The following is a 16,983-nucleotide window of genomic DNA, read 5'->3' as shown; positions in this document are numbered from 1 at the left end:
GATGGATAACAATGAGCATACGCCTGCCCTTATTGATATCACTATGCCGTCACTCGGTGCGGATATGCGTGACGGTACTCTGATTGAATGGCAGGTCAAGCCGGGTGACAGTGTGGAAAAAGGCGCAATAATTGCGGTAATAGAGACCAACAAAGGCGCGATAGATATGGAATCCTACCACCAGGGCACCATTTCGGAGTTACTGGTTGAGCCCGGAATAAAACTTTCAGTCGGTAGCGTTATGGCGCGTATGGAAACGGACAGTCCTGTCAGCGCAACACTGGATCAAACGGGATCCGTCACGCTGATCCAGAAAAGCACCGCTGATGCGGCGCTTCCTCCTTACATACCACCACAAACCTCTCGTGAGCCGTTGACTCAGGCGGCAGCAATACCTGGTAAAGAGGAGGCGAAAACAGAGCGACAGTTAGCTTCGCCCACGGCTCGCAAAGCTGCTCACTTATTGGGTATCGATCTCTCCACCATTATCGGTAGCGGACCGCAGGGAGCCGTTGTATTACGCGATTTGGAAACAGAGGCCAGTTCACGCCGCAAAGAGCCCGTAGGTGAAGCCAGCTCCTCTAGGCCGGAAATGTCACCGATGCGCCAGGCCATCAGTGATGCCATGAGTCGCTCTAAACGGGAAACTCCCCACTATTATCTGGCCTTAGATATCAACCTGACCAAAGCGCAACAGTGGCTTGAAGAGCAAAACCGACAGCGCGAGCCAGAACAACGGTTACTGCTCCCTGCCCTGATCCTTGCCGCCATCGCCAGTCAGCTCATCCGCTTTCCCGATCTGAACGGTTTTTATACTGACGGGTATTTTACCCCGTCCTCAAAGGTTAATATCGGCAATACCATCAGTCTGCGCGGAGGCGGGCTTGTCATCCCGGCCATCCTCAATGCCGACCAGCTAACGATAGATCAAATCATGGATGCACTGAGAGATCTGGCTGAACGGAGTCGGCGTGGACGGCTGCGCAGCTCCGAGATCAGCGAAAGCACGATTACCGTAACCAGCATTGGTGAACGGGGTGCCGACAGTATTACCGGGGTGATTTATCCTCCTCAGGTTGCGATTATTGGTTTAGGACGTCTTCGTCAGGCACCGGTTGTTAACGGCGATAACCTTGAAGTCGGTGAGGTAATGACGGTAACGCTCGCCGCCGATCATCGTGTTACTGATGGTATTACCGGAGCACGCTTTCTGCACGCCCTTGCTAAACAACTCCAACATCCGGAGGCTTTATGAACAGTAATGATATCCCGACCATTATCGCTGATGCGCTCAAACACATCGCCCCCGAAATTGAAATGGACGAAATCGACCAGAATGAAGATCTGCGGGAGGAGTGCGATCTCGATTCAATGGATTTTTTAAACCTGCTCGCTTCGCTTAAAAAAACCACCGGGGTCAGTATCCCGGAAAACGATTACCCCAAGGTGCGCAGTTATAACCAACTGCTGAACTATTTACAAGAACGCTTCTAGGGTGTGTATTCATCTTTTTTTGGTTGCCAAAATGCGCGTATTTTTTTTGTTAAGCTGTGGTAAAGTTGTGAGATATGGTTATTGGTTAAGTTGATAGGTTTTTTATGGTGTGATAGTTGTTTAGTTATAGTGCATCAGATGTCTTTTATTTCCACATATCTCTACCATTAATTAGATATTTTGAGCGTTGATTATATCCTTAAGTTCCTTCGCTCTAACTGGCTTAGTAATAAAAGCACTCATCCCAGCTTGAAAACACTCCATCTTATCAGTATCCATAGCATGAGCAGTCAAAGCAACAATCGGGGTTGTGGTACCACTTTCCCGAATCTTCCTTGCTGCAGATAATCCGTCTAAGACAGGCATAGATATATCCATAAAAACAAGGTCAATGTTATGGTCTTTCTCTTTTAAAAGCTCAACAGCCTCTTGGCCATTATCAGCTAAAAAAACCTCGTGGCCGAGCTTATTTAGCATAAGCTTTATCACCATTTGGTTGGTTTTATTATCTTCGGCTAATAGGATCTTTCTTGAATTTTGTTTTTCATCTACCTCTTTGTTTATATCAAACTCAATATTTTGACTAGGTAAAACCATTGGTATGGAAACAATAAAGCAACTCCCATCCCCTTCAATACTATTTACCTCTATAGACCCTTTCATTAGCTCCAAAAGCTTTTTAGTAATGGCTAATCCTAACCCCGTCCCTCCAAACTGACGAGTAATGGTTCCATCGGCTTGCTTAAATGGTTGAAAAAGTAAATTAATTGTATTTGACGGAATACCGATTCCCGTATCCTGTACTTCAATAATAAGATCTTTCATACCCTTTTGATAAATACGAATACTCACCTTTCCTTCTGGGGTAAATTTAATAGCATTCCCAACCAGGTTAAACAGAATTTGAGATAATCGAGTAGGATCAATCCATATAATATCAGGCAAATCACTGGAAAATGTTGTTGTTAGATTAATTTTCTTTCTTTCTGCATGAGAGGAATGGTGCTGAATACTATTAGAAATAACTTCTTTAAGCTGACAACTCTGATTATCTAATGAAAAATGACCGGATTCTATTCGGGAAAGGTCCAGTATATCACTAATAATAGCCAACAGAAGTTCTGCAGACTGCTCCATTTTTTGCAAAATATTCCGCTGCTCTTTCATCATCACAGAGTTCAATAATACATCAAGCAACCCTAGAACCGTATTAAGCGGAGTACGTATTTCATGGCTCATCATCGCAAGAAATTCAGATTTTGCTTTACTGGCTTCAAGTGCTTCTTTTTTGGCTTTTTTTAACTCACTGACTTGTCTGATTTTCGCAGTGATATCTTTAGCAGAGCCCCGATAACCTAGAAAATTCCCGCAATCTGAATAATAAGTCCTGCCACTGATACTTATCCAAGAGTTACCATCATTAAGACAAATCTCTTTTTCTCTGAAAGGCTCTCGGCTTTCTATTGCGGTAATGACTTCATTGACAGTTCCACGCATATCACAGCCACAATTACAGGATAAAATGGAATCTTTTAGATTGTTATTTTTGATTTCTATAAAAGATATATTGTCGTTACTTTGGTAGGTAAAATTACAAGATTCATCTGTCTCCCACAGCCAATCACCCACACTATTGGCGAAGTCGTGAAAACGCTGTTTATTTTCTAATACCTCAGTCGTTCTGGCAGACACTAATGACTGAAGCCTTTCTTTATGATCAATATCAATCACAGCCCTTTCAATAAGAGGCCTGAAACGCTGTAATGTATTCTTAGATTTTATGGTAATTTTTCCCTTTTCTTTACCTATAAGAATAATCACAGACTGGCTGATTTTTGTACTTATTCCCGTAACAAGCGCACTTTCAAGCTGATTACGGATAGTTACAGGGAGGCTCTCAAAAGCTCGTAACTCTTTAGGCTCATATAAAAGTATACATTCCCCTTTTAGAGCCCGGACAAACTTACTTTCCTCTCGCCAAAGCATTTCGTCATAATTTTTATCAGTACTTAAGAAAGTAGAAAAAGAGGAGCTGTTGTCAGCTTTCATTAAGACCAAGGCATCATCAAACTGAATATATTTTCTCAGAACACTCAGAAGCTCATTAAATATATTTTGTCTGTTTTCAGCGCTGCTAATCGCTGAGATAGTAGTCAAAATCGCTTCATTTTCTTCGGAAAGAATACGTTGTCTATCTTTGCTTCTACGAAGCTCTTGTAAGGCTTCCTGTAATGATTCCTGTTCGAGAATATCCATCAGATGCTTACCTGTTTTCTATCGTATTGGCATAAAACAAAGCTGTAGAGGCCATAAGGTTGCCATGTACATTTTCTTCATTAAGAAAACGCCCTTGCTCGCCAAATGTAAAGGGACAGATAAAGGGGCTTTCTCTGTATGAATATCGAAGAAGATCACATACTTCATCCATTCTGTCTTTAACTAGTACCATAGAGCCCGCACAAAATATATTGATTCCTCCATTTAGAGGAAAACTAAAAATATTCTCATTTTTGGCTGCTTCAACAACCCGGCTGGCTCTACTAACCAAAAGCTCAGAAGACCCCTGCATCAGATATAATCTTTCACCCTCTTTAATATTGGAAAACACTTCAACGCCACCATCTTCTGTTGATCTTAAAAGGTGAGATAATTTGTAGAAAGGTTTCTCATATAAAGTCCCTACAATACGGCCTAATGGGTATGCCATCGTTTGGTTAAACAGGTAATGACCCACCTCGCGTTTACCAGAATGCTCATAAATCCATTCTTTATACACTTCCAGGGCCGGCTGATTATCGATGGTATACAACGTTCTTCCTTTAACTTTCGTTGCGACACCATAAATTTCTGTAGGTAAGTAGCCTGTACTAAAATAAGTAGAAATAGAGGTAGAGGGATAAAAGACCGATACGGAGACGCCTTCAGACGCTGCACCTTTATCCGTCAAAAATGAACTATGCTGGAAGTTTCCATTATCCGCCGCACTTCCTCCGATTAAAGGTATGTGAAAGCCAAACTTGTTTTTAATCGCATCAATAATAAGCTCTTCATTTCCAATAGAAGCGTGCAGAAGCAAAAGGCTGGGTAATTCGCCTTTTCTGTTTGCGCTATCGATGGCACCTTCTACAGCCTTAACCGTACACTGAGTAACGCTTTCAGCGGTCGGGGAATTATTGGAAAACGTTTGATAATAAGCACCGTAAGCAGAAGATTCGAGATCATCAATAGCGAGAAGAGCAACTGCAGGAGCGATATGGTACCCCTTATCGGTCATGACTCCCTGACATGAACTGCACCCGTGGAAAGGGATGCCCGGAAATGCGTTTTTAAGTTCATCTGCAAGAGATGTTGCATCATAATTTTCAGTGTAATAGCAAACCATGAATGATGGTTCAACCTTTCCGGCCAGTTGTGCCGATAACGAACTGACCGCACTGATAATATCAGTGTGATTGGAAAAGGCTGAAGCCAACTGCATATTTTTCAAACAGATATCTTTCAATGAGTGATACCAGAGTTATAGCCTACAATCGCATCAGGCGTAAACCTTTGTCATCTCACAATATGCGCTACCTTACAAAAGAATGACCATATGCAATACTACACCTTGATGGTGTATCGAATAGAAAACACAACCCTGACTTTATGTCACTTTAATTAAATCTATAGCTATCTTTCTGTTTATAGTGGATTTTTTTAACTATCCTTTGACTTTTTTCAATGTTAAAATATTGATGTATGTCAAATTAGCAACTTGGAAGTTATGATTTCTGATAAAAACGCAGTAACTAAACGAATTCAGTCTGGTGGGTGTGCTATCCATTGCCAGGATTGTAGTATTTCACAGCTCTGTATTCCTTTCACTCTCAGTGAAACGGAACTGGATCAGCTTGACCAGATCATCGAGAGAAAAAAGCCAATCCAAAAAGGACAAGAGCTTTTTAAAGCAGGTGATGAGCTAAAATCACTTTATGCCATTCGGTCCGGTACTATCAAAAGCTATACGATCACAGAGCAAGGCGACGAACAGATAACGGCTTTTCATCTGGCTGGTGACCTGGTTGGATTTGATGCTATCAATACTAACCTACATCCATCATTCGCACAGGCATTAGAAACCTCTATGGTATGTGAAATTCCGTATGAGATTCTTGATGACTTGTCAGGAAAAATGCCAAAACTTCGACAACAGATAATGCGCCTGATGAGCAGTGAAATCAAAGGCGATCAGGATATGATTTTACTGTTGTCTAAAAAGAATGCGGAAGAAAGACTTGCGGCCTTTTTATATAACCTTTCCACCCGCTTTTCTCAACGAGGATTCAGCCCAAGAGAATTCCGCTTAACGATGACACGTGGTGATATAGGGAACTATCTTGGGTTAACGGTTGAAACGATTAGCCGGTTACTTGGACGCTTTCAAAAATCAGATATTCTGAGCGTAAAAGGTAAGTATATTACTATCTTAGATCATCAGGCCTTAAAACAACTGGCCGGGATATCAGTACCAAAATAACCTTGTCCTTTTTACTTTGACCTTCCTTGTTGCAAAAAGTGGCTCTTTAATGAGCCACTTCATATTTCTGTCTGAATAAGTTACCTTTTACTAAAACATTTGCACTGAATACACTACATTTAAACAGAGAGAGTTAGCCATTAACCCTTTGGTTCTGCTCCATAAGTGAGGAGTTATTATGAGTATATACAGTAAGATCCTTGTGGTTGCTGATGTTAATAACGAAGTTCAGCCTGCATTAGCAAGAGCTATACAGCTTTCACAGAAAAGCGCGTGTAAAAGCCATATAACTTTCTTCTTATCCATTTACGATTTTTCGTATGAAATGACATCGATGCTTTCCAGCGATGAACGTAACGCAATGCGCAAAGGTGTGGTTCAGCAACGCGAAGCATGGATGAAAGAAGTTGCCCAGCCTTATATTAATGACTCTATCGATTTTGACGTAAAAGTGGTATGGCATAACAGGCCGTATGAAGCGATCATCAGCGAGGTCTTCTCTGGTTCACATGATATTCTTATCAAATCGACTCGTAAGCATGATGTTCTTGAGTCTGTCATCTTTACTCCGACAGACTGGCACTTGTTACGTAAATGCCCCTGCCCTGTGCTTTTAGTTAAAAACCATGACTGGCCGGAAAACGGTAATATTATCGCATCGGTACATGTCGGTTCAGAGAACCCAACTCACCAAGAACTTAACGATTCGATGGTAGAACAGTTAAAGAGCTTATGCATCCGGCTGGATGCCAAACCTTACCTGGCCAATTGTTACCCTGTAACTCCAGCAAATATTACGATAGAACTCCCCGAGTTTGACCCTGCAACCTATACAGATGCTGTGCGAGGTCATCACTTGAAATCAATGAAGGCCTTGCGGAATAAATACGGAATTCCAGAGGAGCAAACCCGAGTAGAACAAGGGCTACCCGAGGATATTATTCCTTACTTGGCCAAGGAACTGGATGCTGGGCTCGTCATATTGGGTACAACAGGACGGACTGGATTATCCGCGGTCTTTATTGGTAATACGGCAGAACATGTCATTGATAAAATCAATTGCGACGTTTTGGCCCTAAAACCCAAAGGGTATATCAGCCCTCTGGATCCTGAGCAATCAGAATAGAAGAACTAAAAGGCTTTATAGAAGACCCCCCGAAGAATACGCTATTCTCCGGGGGTTAAGAGTCGAGTTTCGAATCAGACGTTCGCGACATCAATAAACATTGATTCATCAATATTCGTTGATGAGACCATAGCCTCCGCAAAATTATACTCTGCTCGTTCTCCATCACGATCAATCGGCAGTTCAATAAAATCAAACAACACTTTGTCTGCCAACTGGCTTGGGCTAACGTTTTGCAATGATTTAAAAATACTTTCTATACGGCCAGGTGTTTTCTTATCCCACTCCTGAAGCATCGCCTTGATGGTCTGTCTTTGTAGGTTTTCCTGAGAACCACACAGGTTACAAGGAATAATCGGGAAATTTTTATGCTCTGCAAATCGAATAAGATCTTTTTCCCGGCAATATGTCAGAGGACGAATAACGACATTTCGTCCATCATCAGAACGCAGTTTGGGCGGCATCGCTTTCATGCGTGAGCCATGGAACATATTCAGAAAAAGTGTTTCAACAATATCATCCATGTGATGACCGAGAGCAATTTTTGTCGCCCCTATTTTTTCAGCGAATGAGTATAGGGTTCCACGGCGCAATCGTGAGCATAGCCCACAAGTTGTTTTACCCTCTTCAATCTTTTCTTTCACCACTGAATATGTATCTTTATCGACAACATAGTAAGGAATATCCAGAGTTTCGAAGTAATCAGGCAGAATATGCTCAGGAAACCCCGGTTGCTTCTGATCTAGGTTAACAGCAATCACATCAAACTTAACCGGTGCAGCCTTTTGTAAGCTCAGCAGAATATCCAGCATCGCAAATGAATCTTTACCACCACTGATACACGCCATAACAACATCATTTTCTTCGATCATGTTGTAATCGCTAATAGCACTACCAACATTTCTCCTGAGACGTTTCTGGAGTTTGTTGTATTCATAGTTTTCTTTTCTGGTATCTTTTTGACTCATTACGACTTCTCATGTCCGGCTATGACAGGTGATATTTCTGCTTTAAGCATACTATTCAGGTTATACAGGGCGTGGATTATACGCATTTTTTCATGAAATTCTATTGCTTCCAGAACTCCTCGTTATGCCGAATCATCGCCTGCAAGTCATTGACGTACTCCTGACCTCGTTCCGAATACTTCAGTAATCCATTGGCCAACTTTGTTGCACTTTCAGCGTCTAGCAGATCCACCCCTTGCCTCGACAACTCACCACGGATAGCTCTTAATTCTTCATAAGCCTGATTACGGTTTACATTCATAAAATAACGGTGAATTGACTCAGCCGCCGAATCAAACTTTGCCACCTCGTGAGTGGCTTCATCATGCCTTTGTAAAGGAACCAGGCCACAGCCTTTTTGATAACACCACTGTCCAAAGTAGTTATTCCCTTTCCGGGCAAAACGTGAAGTTCCCCAGGCGGATTCGTTCGCTGCCTGAGTCAATACCAATGTTTCTGGTAACACGTTTACACGGGTATTCATTTCGTCCAGCCAGTCTTGTGTTACTGCCTGCCCCTGAAGTGGCAACTGATAGCTGTCAGCCAGGGCCGCTACCGATTGCTGTTGTGCAGATGACAGTGATTTGTTATGTGAAACACGAGATTGAATAGCTGAAAGAAAACGTCTCTCATTGTTCACTCGCTGATTTTCCGCTCTAATCCCCGGACGCAAATACTCAAAGAACGCTTTTTTCTTTTCGGTAACATCTGAAATGGATGTAAAATCCGGCGTTGGCTCCAACTCAACCAGATCAAAAGCAACTAATTCCGCTTCACCGCTATCCGGTTTGTAGGCGTTATAAACACAACTAACCAGTGCCACAGACAAAAAAGCGGCAAGGCCGACATTAAATTTGATCTTTTTACCGCTGGCGATAATTTTTATAAAAACGTTTTCAAACAACTTTGCTACTACTTTATGCATTGAAAATGTCAGAATCCTTATTGCTATCAGTGTTTGAGGAGTGGCTTTCACTACGGTTACCTGAATCAGGGTGATCATCACTGTCAGTGGCTACAATTTTCAGAGTAATACCGAACATATTCCTATACACAATGCCTTTAACGTGGAAGTAAAGCGGCAGCACAAACAGTAGCGGGAAGCCATAAAAAATAGTGGCCAAAACAAACAAAGCCATGATAACCAGATAGATAGAGAGAAGAGGCATTAACTTTTTGTTTACCGCTCGTAAGGAAAGCAGTAATGCCGAGATTGGCGCAATTCTCTTCTCACAGATAAGAAGTACAGCATTGCTAAACGCAACAGACAAATACAGTGATAGTACAAATAAAAGCTGTCCTGCAATACCCTGTAAAATCAAACCAACCATGGTTGCTAGGATAAGAGGTATAGTAAACTGCAGACCTTTCAATATGTGCTTAGGTTTTGTTTTCAGGCCAGCGGCATGGCTCATGCCCATCAGACAAACTCCGGCGTAGATCGGAGCACTAATCACCTCATAACTAAAGTTAGCAACCATAATCGCGGTCAGAACATCGCTGGTAATGGTATCGGGTTCTAAAAAGCGGGATAACAACGCAAGAGGATCGCCAATCTGCAGCTGTAATGCAATGTAAAAGATTGCGATCTGAACAATCAACAGAATCACAATAGAAGGAGTAAAAGAAATGAAGTGCCTGATAGTATGTTTCAGAGCTTCCTGGAATACAGCGACCGGGCTCAGCTGATACTGGCCAGAAAGCGCCGTTTCTATCGAGCCACCTAAGATAAAGCTTTTTTTAGTGCTATGGGTCATAAATTCAATTCTGATATAAAAATTCCGTTGATTATACTAGCGCAAGTTTCTCTTTCATAGCCGCTTTTAAATTGTTACACACTATGAACAATTTCACAGGTTATGGTTGTAAAAAAATAAAAACAATATCGCCTTAAACGGATATATTTCATCTCATTGGGTGATATCATGCGTAAAATTTCTGTCACTCAAAAAGCAGACAAACCGTTGTAACGGAGACTATCATGCAAAAATTAGCCAACATTCTGTCTTGTATACTGTTACTGGTTTCTTTTTCACCCTCTTCTTTCTCAGCAGATAAAGAGTTATTTTTCTACAACTGGTCTGAGTATGTTCCAGCATCCGTTCTTGCTGATTTTACCAAAGAAACAGGTATCCGGGTTGTGTATTCAACATATGACTCCAATGAAACCATGTATTCGACATTGAAAAAGCAAGAACAACACTATGATCTTGTGGTTCCTTCCAGTTACTTTGTGTCCAAAATGCGTAAAGAGGGCATGCTTCAGGAGCTGAATAAGTCCAAGCTCTCTCACCTGAATGATTTGGATCCGGCGTATCTTAACAAACCTTTTGATCCTGAAAATCAATATTCAGTCCCCTATGTTCTTGGAGCCACGGGTATAGGTATTAACGCTGATATGCTGGATCTGACTTCTGTTAAAAACTGGAATGATTTCTGGGATACAAAGTGGGAAGGTCAGTTAATGGTTATTGATGATGCAAGGGAGCTCTTCCACATTGCACTCATTCGCCTCGGTTACTCAGTCAATACAACGGATCCTGATGAAATAAAATCAGCTTATGAAGAGTTGCAACAGCTGATGCCAAACATACTGGTATTTAATTCTGGTTTCCCGGCAAATCCTTATCTATCAGGAGAGGTATCGCTGGGTATGTTATGGAATGGCTCAGCCTATATGGCACGCAATGAAGGTGCGAACATCCGGATCGTATGGCCTGAGAAAGGAACCATATTCTGGATGGACAGTCTGGCCATCCCCGCTGATGCACAAAATGTTGATGCGGCACATCAAATGATCGACTTCCTGCTTCGCCCGGACAATGCCGCTAAGATAGCATTGAAAATTGGCTACCCTACTCCGGTGAAATCTGCATACCCTCTTCTACCCAAGGCCTTTATTGAGGACCCCTCCATTTTCCCTTCGCAGGAAGTCATAGAGTCCGGCTATTGGCAGGATGACGTGGGTGAAGCGAATGAACTGTACGAAGAGTATTATCAAAAACTTAAAGACCACTATCAATAACGCAGCCATACAGGAGGAATATCATGAAATTTCCCTACAGAAATATCGTTGTGCTTACCGGAGCCGGCATTTCTGCTGAATCCGGGATTCAGACATTCCGAGCTGAAGATGGCTTATGGGAAAATCACAGAGTAGAAGATGTTGCCACTCCGGAAGGGTTTATTGCTGATCCGGATCTGGTTCAGGATTTCTATAATCAAAGAAGACGGACATTACAGAGCGAAGAAATCAAACCAAACCCGGCTCATAAAGCCTTAGGGCTTTTGGAGCAAAAATTGGATGGTACCGTGACCATCATAACCCAGAACATTGATAACCTGCATGAACGTGGTGGCAGCAAGAATGTCATTCATATGCACGGAGAGCTTCTCAAAGCACGTTGCTGTACATCCGGACAGGTAGTAGAACATACGGAAGACATTCAAACCGGTGACATGTGTCGGTGTTGCACAGTTCCATCTCAGATGCGACCTCACATAGTCTGGTTTGGTGAAATGCCACTCCGAATGGAAGAAATCTATTCTGCTATCGCACAAGCCGATCTTTTTATTTCCATCGGTACCTCTGGTGTGGTGTACCCTGCCGCAGGGCTGGTTCACGAAGCCAGGCTCCATGGTGCCCACACGATTGAAATCAACCTCAAGCCAAGTGCGGTAGAAAGCCAATTTGAAGAAAAACGTTATGGCAAAGCTGGCATTGAAGTACCTAAACTGGTTGCAGAGTTGCTGGCACGATAGCAGGCTGCTGGTGTTATAAATACTATTACACATTCATTAAAAAAGGGTAGATGCTGTGTAGCATCTACCCTTTTTATTACGCATATGTTTAATGATTATTCTTCATTAACTGCACTAATCTTATGGATAGCCAGGTCAGCACCACTAAACTCGTCTTCTTCAGAGAGTCTCAGCCCCATCACTTTATTCAGAGTACCGTAAACAATACCAGCGCCCACCAGCGCGACAACAATACCCAAAATAGTTCCGAGAAGCTGAACAGTGAAACTCACGCCACCCAGGCCACCAAACGCTTCCTGACCAAAGATACCGGCAGCAATACCACCCCATGCACCACACACACCGTGCAGAGGCCATACACCCAACACATCGTCGATTTTTGTGCGGTTTTGCAGAAGAGTAAACAGCCATACAAATCCTGCACCAGCAATCGCTCCCGTTACAAGCGCACCAAGTGGGTGCATCAGGTCAGAGCCAGCACATACCGCAACCAAACCAGCCAGTGGACCGTTGTGAATGAAACCTGGGTCATTTTTACCTGCAAGCAAAGAAGCCAGAATACCACCAACCATTGCCATTAATGAGTTCATGGCAACAAGACCGCTAATACCATTCAAAGTCTGAGCGGACATAACGTTAAAACCAAACCAGCCCACACAAAGGATCCACGCACCCAGAGCTAGAAATGGAATATTGGAAGGTGCGAAGTTCGTGTGTTTTCCTGCACGAATACGACCTTTACGCATGCCCAGGAAGATGACAGCCACTAAGGCAATCCAGCCACCAACGGCGTGAACCACAACAGAACCGGCAAAATCATGGAAACCGGCACCAAAAGTGCTTTCAAACCAGTTTTGAACACCCAGGTTACCGTTCCAGATAATGCCTTCAAAGAATGGGTACACAAAACCAACGGTAAACAATGTGGCTAATAGGATCGGATAAAAACGCGCCCTTTCAGCAATACCACCAGAGACAATGGCAGGTATTGCTGCTGCAAATGTCAGAAGGAAGAAGAACTTAACAAGTTCATATCCATTTCCTGCGGATAGAGTTTCTGCACTTGCAAAAAAGTTGGCATCATAAGCTACCCAATAGCCGATGAAAAAGTATGCAACTGCGGAAACACCAAAATCAGCCAGGATCTTAACTAAGGCGTTAACCTGGTTTTTCTTACGTACTGTACCTACTTCCAGAAATGCAAACCCAGCATGCATCAGGAATACCATAATGGCACCTAACAAAAGGAATAAGGTGTCCGAACTTTGTGTCAAAGTCTGAACAGCACTATGTACTTGACTAATACTATTGCTCATTCTCGATACTACTCCGTTATTTTGAGTCGGTTTAAACCATTATTTTATTCGCATCAATTCAGTGCATATGCACGTCATAGCGAACCAAAATGGTTAATTATTTTATTTTCCCCTGTCATAGCAAATAGCGTTCCATAAATCACAGCGCAAGGAAAAACCGCCAAAACAACCAGCATCATATTGATTTGTAACGGTAAAATTAAAATATTCTTATTTAGATAAAATAAAAACCTATAGGAGCGCACCCAATTTGCGCACCAATATGGTTAGCACAATACACTAATTGCACCGAATTGAATCAATAGCATTCAGGTATACTAACTAAATATAGCCTCTCTACGGAGATAAAGGCTAAACCGCGCACCTTTTCCGTGCTCTGACTCAACGTGTATCTCTGCCCCGATACGGTGAAGCAGACCTTGAGATACAGACAAACCTAGCCCAGTACCTTCTGTTTTGGTCGTATAAAATGGATCAAATACTTTTGGAATGTCCTCTTTTCTTATACCGTTCCCTTCATCTTCAATATGAATAATCCCTCCTTTCTGTACCGACTCTTCGACCCAATTTTCAGTACTGATATAAATCGTCCCCTTACTACCCATTGCCTGCACTGCATTAACCTGCAAGTTGATCAGAACCTGCAGTAATTGGTTACGACTACACTCAACTAATGCTGTCGCTGAATAGTTGGTAATAAAGCTCACATTTTTCTTTTTAGAACCAGTTTTAACTAAAGTAATACTTTCTGCCACAATGCTGTTTATATCCTGGAGACTGTAGACTTCATCTTTTCCTCTATTTCTACTGTACTGCAACAGACTTTGTGTTATGTTTCTGATCCGCCTGACCTGCTCAAATATAACGGTAAGTTCTTCATTCACATCAGTCGCATCTTCTCCCAGCTCCATCTGAATCAACTCAGCATTTCCTAAAATAACGGCAACAGGGTTATTGATTTCGTGAGCAATACCCGCGGTAAGTTGCCCTAACGCTGCAAGTTTTTCGCTGACAATCAGTTTATCTCTGGTCTGATTAAGCAAAGTAATATGGTGTTCGAGCTGCTCCGTTTTTTCATGAAGGCTGGCCGTACGCTCGGCAACTTTAGTCTCAAGTTGTGCCGCGGCCTGTTTGATTTGTTGATTACGGAAATCCAGTTGATCCAACATCTGGTCAAACTGTCTGGCCAGCTCCGCAAGCTCGTGCTTGTCTGATAATTGGAGGTTACCAATGCGCTTCACTTTGCCATTCTGGACGCCCTTCACAACAGAGGAAATTTTCTCTATAGGATGGAATAAGTCTCTGGTACCAAAATGCACAATGTAGCCACTAATAAGAAGAACAAGAAAAACCATCAAAGCAATCTCGCCCAGATTAATAATATAGGCCTCTATCAATGGCCATATCTGATGACCGACATATAACATTCCGACGATGTTACTATTGATGTCGCGTAGCGGTATATAAGCAGAAACATACCAGGCGTTATGCACGTAAGCTCTGTCGAGGTAGGATTCACCTCGCTCTAATACGGTATGTTTCACTCTCTGGGAAACACGGGTACCAACTGCCTTTCTAGCGGGCTCCCCCTCATTCAAAGGGACGTTTGTACTGATACGTAAATCTTCCAGAAATATAGTGACCGCACCAGTATTGGCCGTCTTAAGGCCAATATCCGGATATACCAGCTCCTTGATATCATCGACTATTTTCTGGTTATTATTGATTAAATGTATGCTATCAAGATATCCTCGCAACTCCCTGTTTTCATCATAAACCGGATAAATAATGCGACTAACCAGAGCCCGCTCTTCTTCCCGCTGCTCATTAAACACAGCAACACTCGCTTTTTTTGCAAGCTCTGGACACTCAGCCTGAAGCTCATCTTTACTTAACACCTGATAAAAGGCACCTTTCCCAGATGAGATATCGGAAAGTCCGCTGGACACGCTCTTTGGATTTCGCCAGCGAAGACAGACATTAGAGTCGTTAGTTGAACGACTCTTTAGCCATGAATTAAGTTCATCAACATCATAAAGAGATGCACGTAACTTCTGACGAAAACTATACGACGCCTCAAAAGTAGTCACTTCGATATTCTGGCTCTCATGAAGGTGTGAGACATAGATTTCTGCAGTTTTTAGTCGCTCGGAGACATCATCCAGAGCATTTTGCCAGGTATAGTGAGTCGCCCAATAGATAGTTATCATCACCAGCGCAAACATAGTGATAAAAATAGGCATTGAGGTGAGAAACAGAAGCCGGTACCGGACCTTGGTTTTTATCTTATAAGCTAAATTCCGTGGGCTAACCAAACCAAAAAGATTTTCCATCATGTTAAGTCCTGAGACTCCCACTCTTTATATTTTCTATCGAGCGTTTTTCTCGATACTCCAAGCTCTTTGGCCGCAGCTGATTTATTTCCATCAAAATATTTAACAACCTGTTTTATATGAGCTTTCTCTACGTCCTTTAACGTCCATTCCGTCGGATACCCCATATGATTGTTATTGAAATCGGTAATGGCGGTTGTAATGTCACCATGTGACAGCGTCACTGATATTCTACTGTCGGAAGGTGAATGTTCAAAATTTAGTTCTCGCCAGTATTGTGCAACGGGTTTACCAATTAAAATACATCGCTCAAGTAAGTTTTTTAACTCCCTGACGTTGCCTGGCCACTCATACTGGTGCATCGCAAAGACATCTTCTTCACTCCAGGTGAGTTCGGGTCTGTTTAACTCTTTGGCAAGCTTTTTACTGAAATGCGGAACCAGATCAATTAAATCCGTTTTACGCTCTCTCAGTGGAGGTATCTGAATATCTAGCACATTCAACCGATAAAATAGATCTTCCCTGAAATGTCCGTCATTAATTTCCTGCTTCAGATTCTTATTTGTCGATGCCACAATACGGATATCCACGCTAATCTGTTTATCTGATCCCAAGGGACGGATTTTCCTTTCTTCCAAGACCCTTAACAGAGCAGACTGAACACTCAACGGCATTTCACTGATTTCATCTAAAAACAGCGTACCACCGGCAGCAACCTGAAACATGCCTTCTCTCTGAGTACTCATATCACCGAACAACTCGCTTTCAAGTAAATGCTCAGATATGGAAGCACAATTGACGGGAACAAAAGGTCCGGTTCTGCCACTTGCCTCATGTAAGCCACGGGCAATAAGCTCTTTCCCGGTACCTGACTCCCCCTGAATCAAAACAGACGCTTTTGACGGTGCAAACTGCCTGATGGTCTGTACAATCTGTCTGGTTTTTTCCGAGCCACCAATAATATTCGTTTCGACATGCCTTTCAACGTCACGTTGTAACGCATAACGAAGACGCTGATCGATACGCTTATCCAGACACTGCTGAACCGCCTTTAGCATCTGCTCCAGATTAAATGGCTTTAATATAAAATCCGCCGCTCCCAGTTTTAGAGCCTTAATAGCCATATCCAAATCGGCATAACCTGTCATAAAGATCACATCAGTCACATGCTCATTGTGATCAAAGACTTCAGTCCACTCGATACCTGACCGCCCCGGTAAGTTAATATCAAGAATGACCAAATCATAGTGATTCTGGGTTCTTAGCTTTTCCGCCTCTTCGATATTGCCTGCACAATCCACTTTGGGAAAAGTTTTGCTCAATGCTTTGAAAAGCACCTTTTGCATGCCGACTTCATCATCGACGATAAGAATAGAAGCACTTTGATAGCGATTAGTCTGTTTACCGGAGAAATAATTCATTACTATAT

At 42.5% G+C, this 16,983-nt stretch carries 14 protein-coding genes; 6 read left to right on the top strand and 8 right to left on the bottom strand.

What is annotated here, in order from left to right:
• Position 1 precedes the first annotated feature (1 nt).
• Positions 2-1,255, top strand: a complete 1,254-nt coding sequence (locus DI392_RS08120; protein ID WP_109319395.1) for a dihydrolipoamide acetyltransferase family protein — start codon at positions 2-4, stop codon at positions 1,253-1,255.
• Positions 1,252-1,494: an acyl carrier protein gene (locus DI392_RS08115; RefSeq protein WP_109319394.1), complete on the top strand. Its 243-nt coding sequence runs from the start codon at positions 1,252-1,254 to the stop codon at positions 1,492-1,494. The genes DI392_RS08120 and DI392_RS08115 overlap by 4 nt, the downstream gene beginning before the upstream one ends.
• Before the next feature lie 171 nt (positions 1,495-1,665).
• On the opposite strand, the gene DI392_RS08110 is transcribed toward DI392_RS08115, so the two are convergent.
• Together DI392_RS08110 and DI392_RS08105 are read right to left on the bottom strand one after the other, a co-directional pair.
• Positions 1,666-3,750, bottom strand: a complete 2,085-nt coding sequence (locus DI392_RS08110; protein ID WP_109319393.1) for an ATP-binding protein — start codon at positions 3,748-3,750, stop codon at positions 1,666-1,668.
• Between the two features lie 7 nt (positions 3,751-3,757).
• Positions 3,758-4,972: an FIST signal transduction protein gene (locus tag DI392_RS08105; RefSeq protein ID WP_245883999.1), complete on the bottom strand. Its 1,215-nt coding sequence runs from the start codon at positions 4,970-4,972 to the stop codon at positions 3,758-3,760.
• Positions 4,973-5,257: 285 nt separating this feature from the next.
• On the opposite strand from DI392_RS08105, the gene DI392_RS08100 reads away from it, so the two are divergent.
• Complete coding sequence (locus DI392_RS08100) at positions 5,258-6,010, top strand: fumarate/nitrate reduction transcriptional regulator Fnr (RefSeq protein WP_109319391.1); 753 nt, start codon at positions 5,258-5,260, stop codon at positions 6,008-6,010.
• A gap of 178 nt (positions 6,011-6,188) precedes the next feature.
• A complete protein-coding gene (uspE, locus tag DI392_RS08095; RefSeq protein WP_109319390.1) occupies positions 6,189-7,136 on the top strand; it encodes a universal stress protein UspE in 948 nt (315 codons plus the stop codon).
• A 74-nt stretch (positions 7,137-7,210) separates the two neighbouring features.
• Here the strand turns inward: uspE and ttcA are convergent, their stop codons facing one another.
• The 3 genes from ttcA to DI392_RS08080 all read right to left on the bottom strand — a co-directional run bounded on the left by ttcA (position 7,211) and on the right by DI392_RS08080 (position 9,900).
• Positions 7,211-8,104 (bottom strand): tRNA 2-thiocytidine(32) synthetase TtcA, encoded by an 894-nt coding sequence (ttcA, locus tag DI392_RS08090; RefSeq protein ID WP_109319389.1) that lies wholly within the window; start codon positions 8,102-8,104, stop codon positions 7,211-7,213.
• A 100-nt stretch (positions 8,105-8,204) separates the two neighbouring features.
• Complete coding sequence (locus DI392_RS08085) at positions 8,205-9,068, bottom strand: glucosaminidase domain-containing protein (protein ID WP_109319388.1); 864 nt, start codon at positions 9,066-9,068, stop codon at positions 8,205-8,207.
• A complete protein-coding gene (locus DI392_RS08080; RefSeq protein WP_109319387.1) occupies positions 9,061-9,900 on the bottom strand; it encodes a DUF2189 domain-containing protein in 840 nt (279 codons plus the stop codon). Before DI392_RS08080 ends, DI392_RS08085 begins: the two co-directional genes overlap by 8 nt.
• A gap of 224 nt (positions 9,901-10,124) precedes the next feature.
• On the opposite strand from DI392_RS08080, the gene DI392_RS08075 reads away from it, so the two are divergent.
• The gene (locus tag DI392_RS08075; RefSeq protein WP_109319386.1) at positions 10,125-11,168 is read left to right on the top strand and encodes an extracellular solute-binding protein; all 1,044 of its coding nucleotides are present in this window, start codon (positions 10,125-10,127) and stop codon (positions 11,166-11,168) included.
• Between the two features lie 23 nt (positions 11,169-11,191).
• Positions 11,192-11,905 carry a Sir2 family NAD+-dependent deacetylase gene (gene cobB / locus DI392_RS08070; RefSeq protein ID WP_109319385.1) on the top strand — a complete coding sequence of 238 codons (714 nt, stop codon included), beginning with the start codon at positions 11,192-11,194 and terminating at the stop codon, positions 11,903-11,905.
• A gap of 95 nt (positions 11,906-12,000) precedes the next feature.
• On the opposite strand, the gene DI392_RS08065 is transcribed toward cobB, so the two are convergent.
• The 3 genes from DI392_RS08065 to DI392_RS08055 form a co-directional block, all read right to left on the bottom strand.
• Complete coding sequence (locus DI392_RS08065; protein ID WP_109319384.1) at positions 12,001-13,221, bottom strand: ammonium transporter; 1,221 nt, start codon at positions 13,219-13,221, stop codon at positions 12,001-12,003.
• A gap of 317 nt (positions 13,222-13,538) precedes the next feature.
• A complete protein-coding gene (locus DI392_RS08060) occupies positions 13,539-15,554 on the bottom strand; it encodes a sensor histidine kinase (protein ID WP_109319465.1) in 2,016 nt (671 codons plus the stop codon).
• A complete protein-coding gene (locus DI392_RS08055; RefSeq protein ID WP_109319383.1) occupies positions 15,554-16,975 on the bottom strand; it encodes a sigma-54-dependent transcriptional regulator in 1,422 nt (473 codons plus the stop codon). Before DI392_RS08055 ends, DI392_RS08060 begins: the two co-directional genes overlap by 1 nt.
• Positions 16,976-16,983: the final 8 nt, after the last annotated feature.

Origin of the sequence: Vibrio albus (genome assembly GCF_003144035.1) — a bacterium.
Classification (GTDB): domain Bacteria; phylum Pseudomonadota; class Gammaproteobacteria; order Enterobacterales; family Vibrionaceae; genus Vibrio; species Vibrio albus.
Note: the sequence above shows the minus strand (reverse complement) of the source record. Positions and strands in the feature narration are given on the sequence as shown.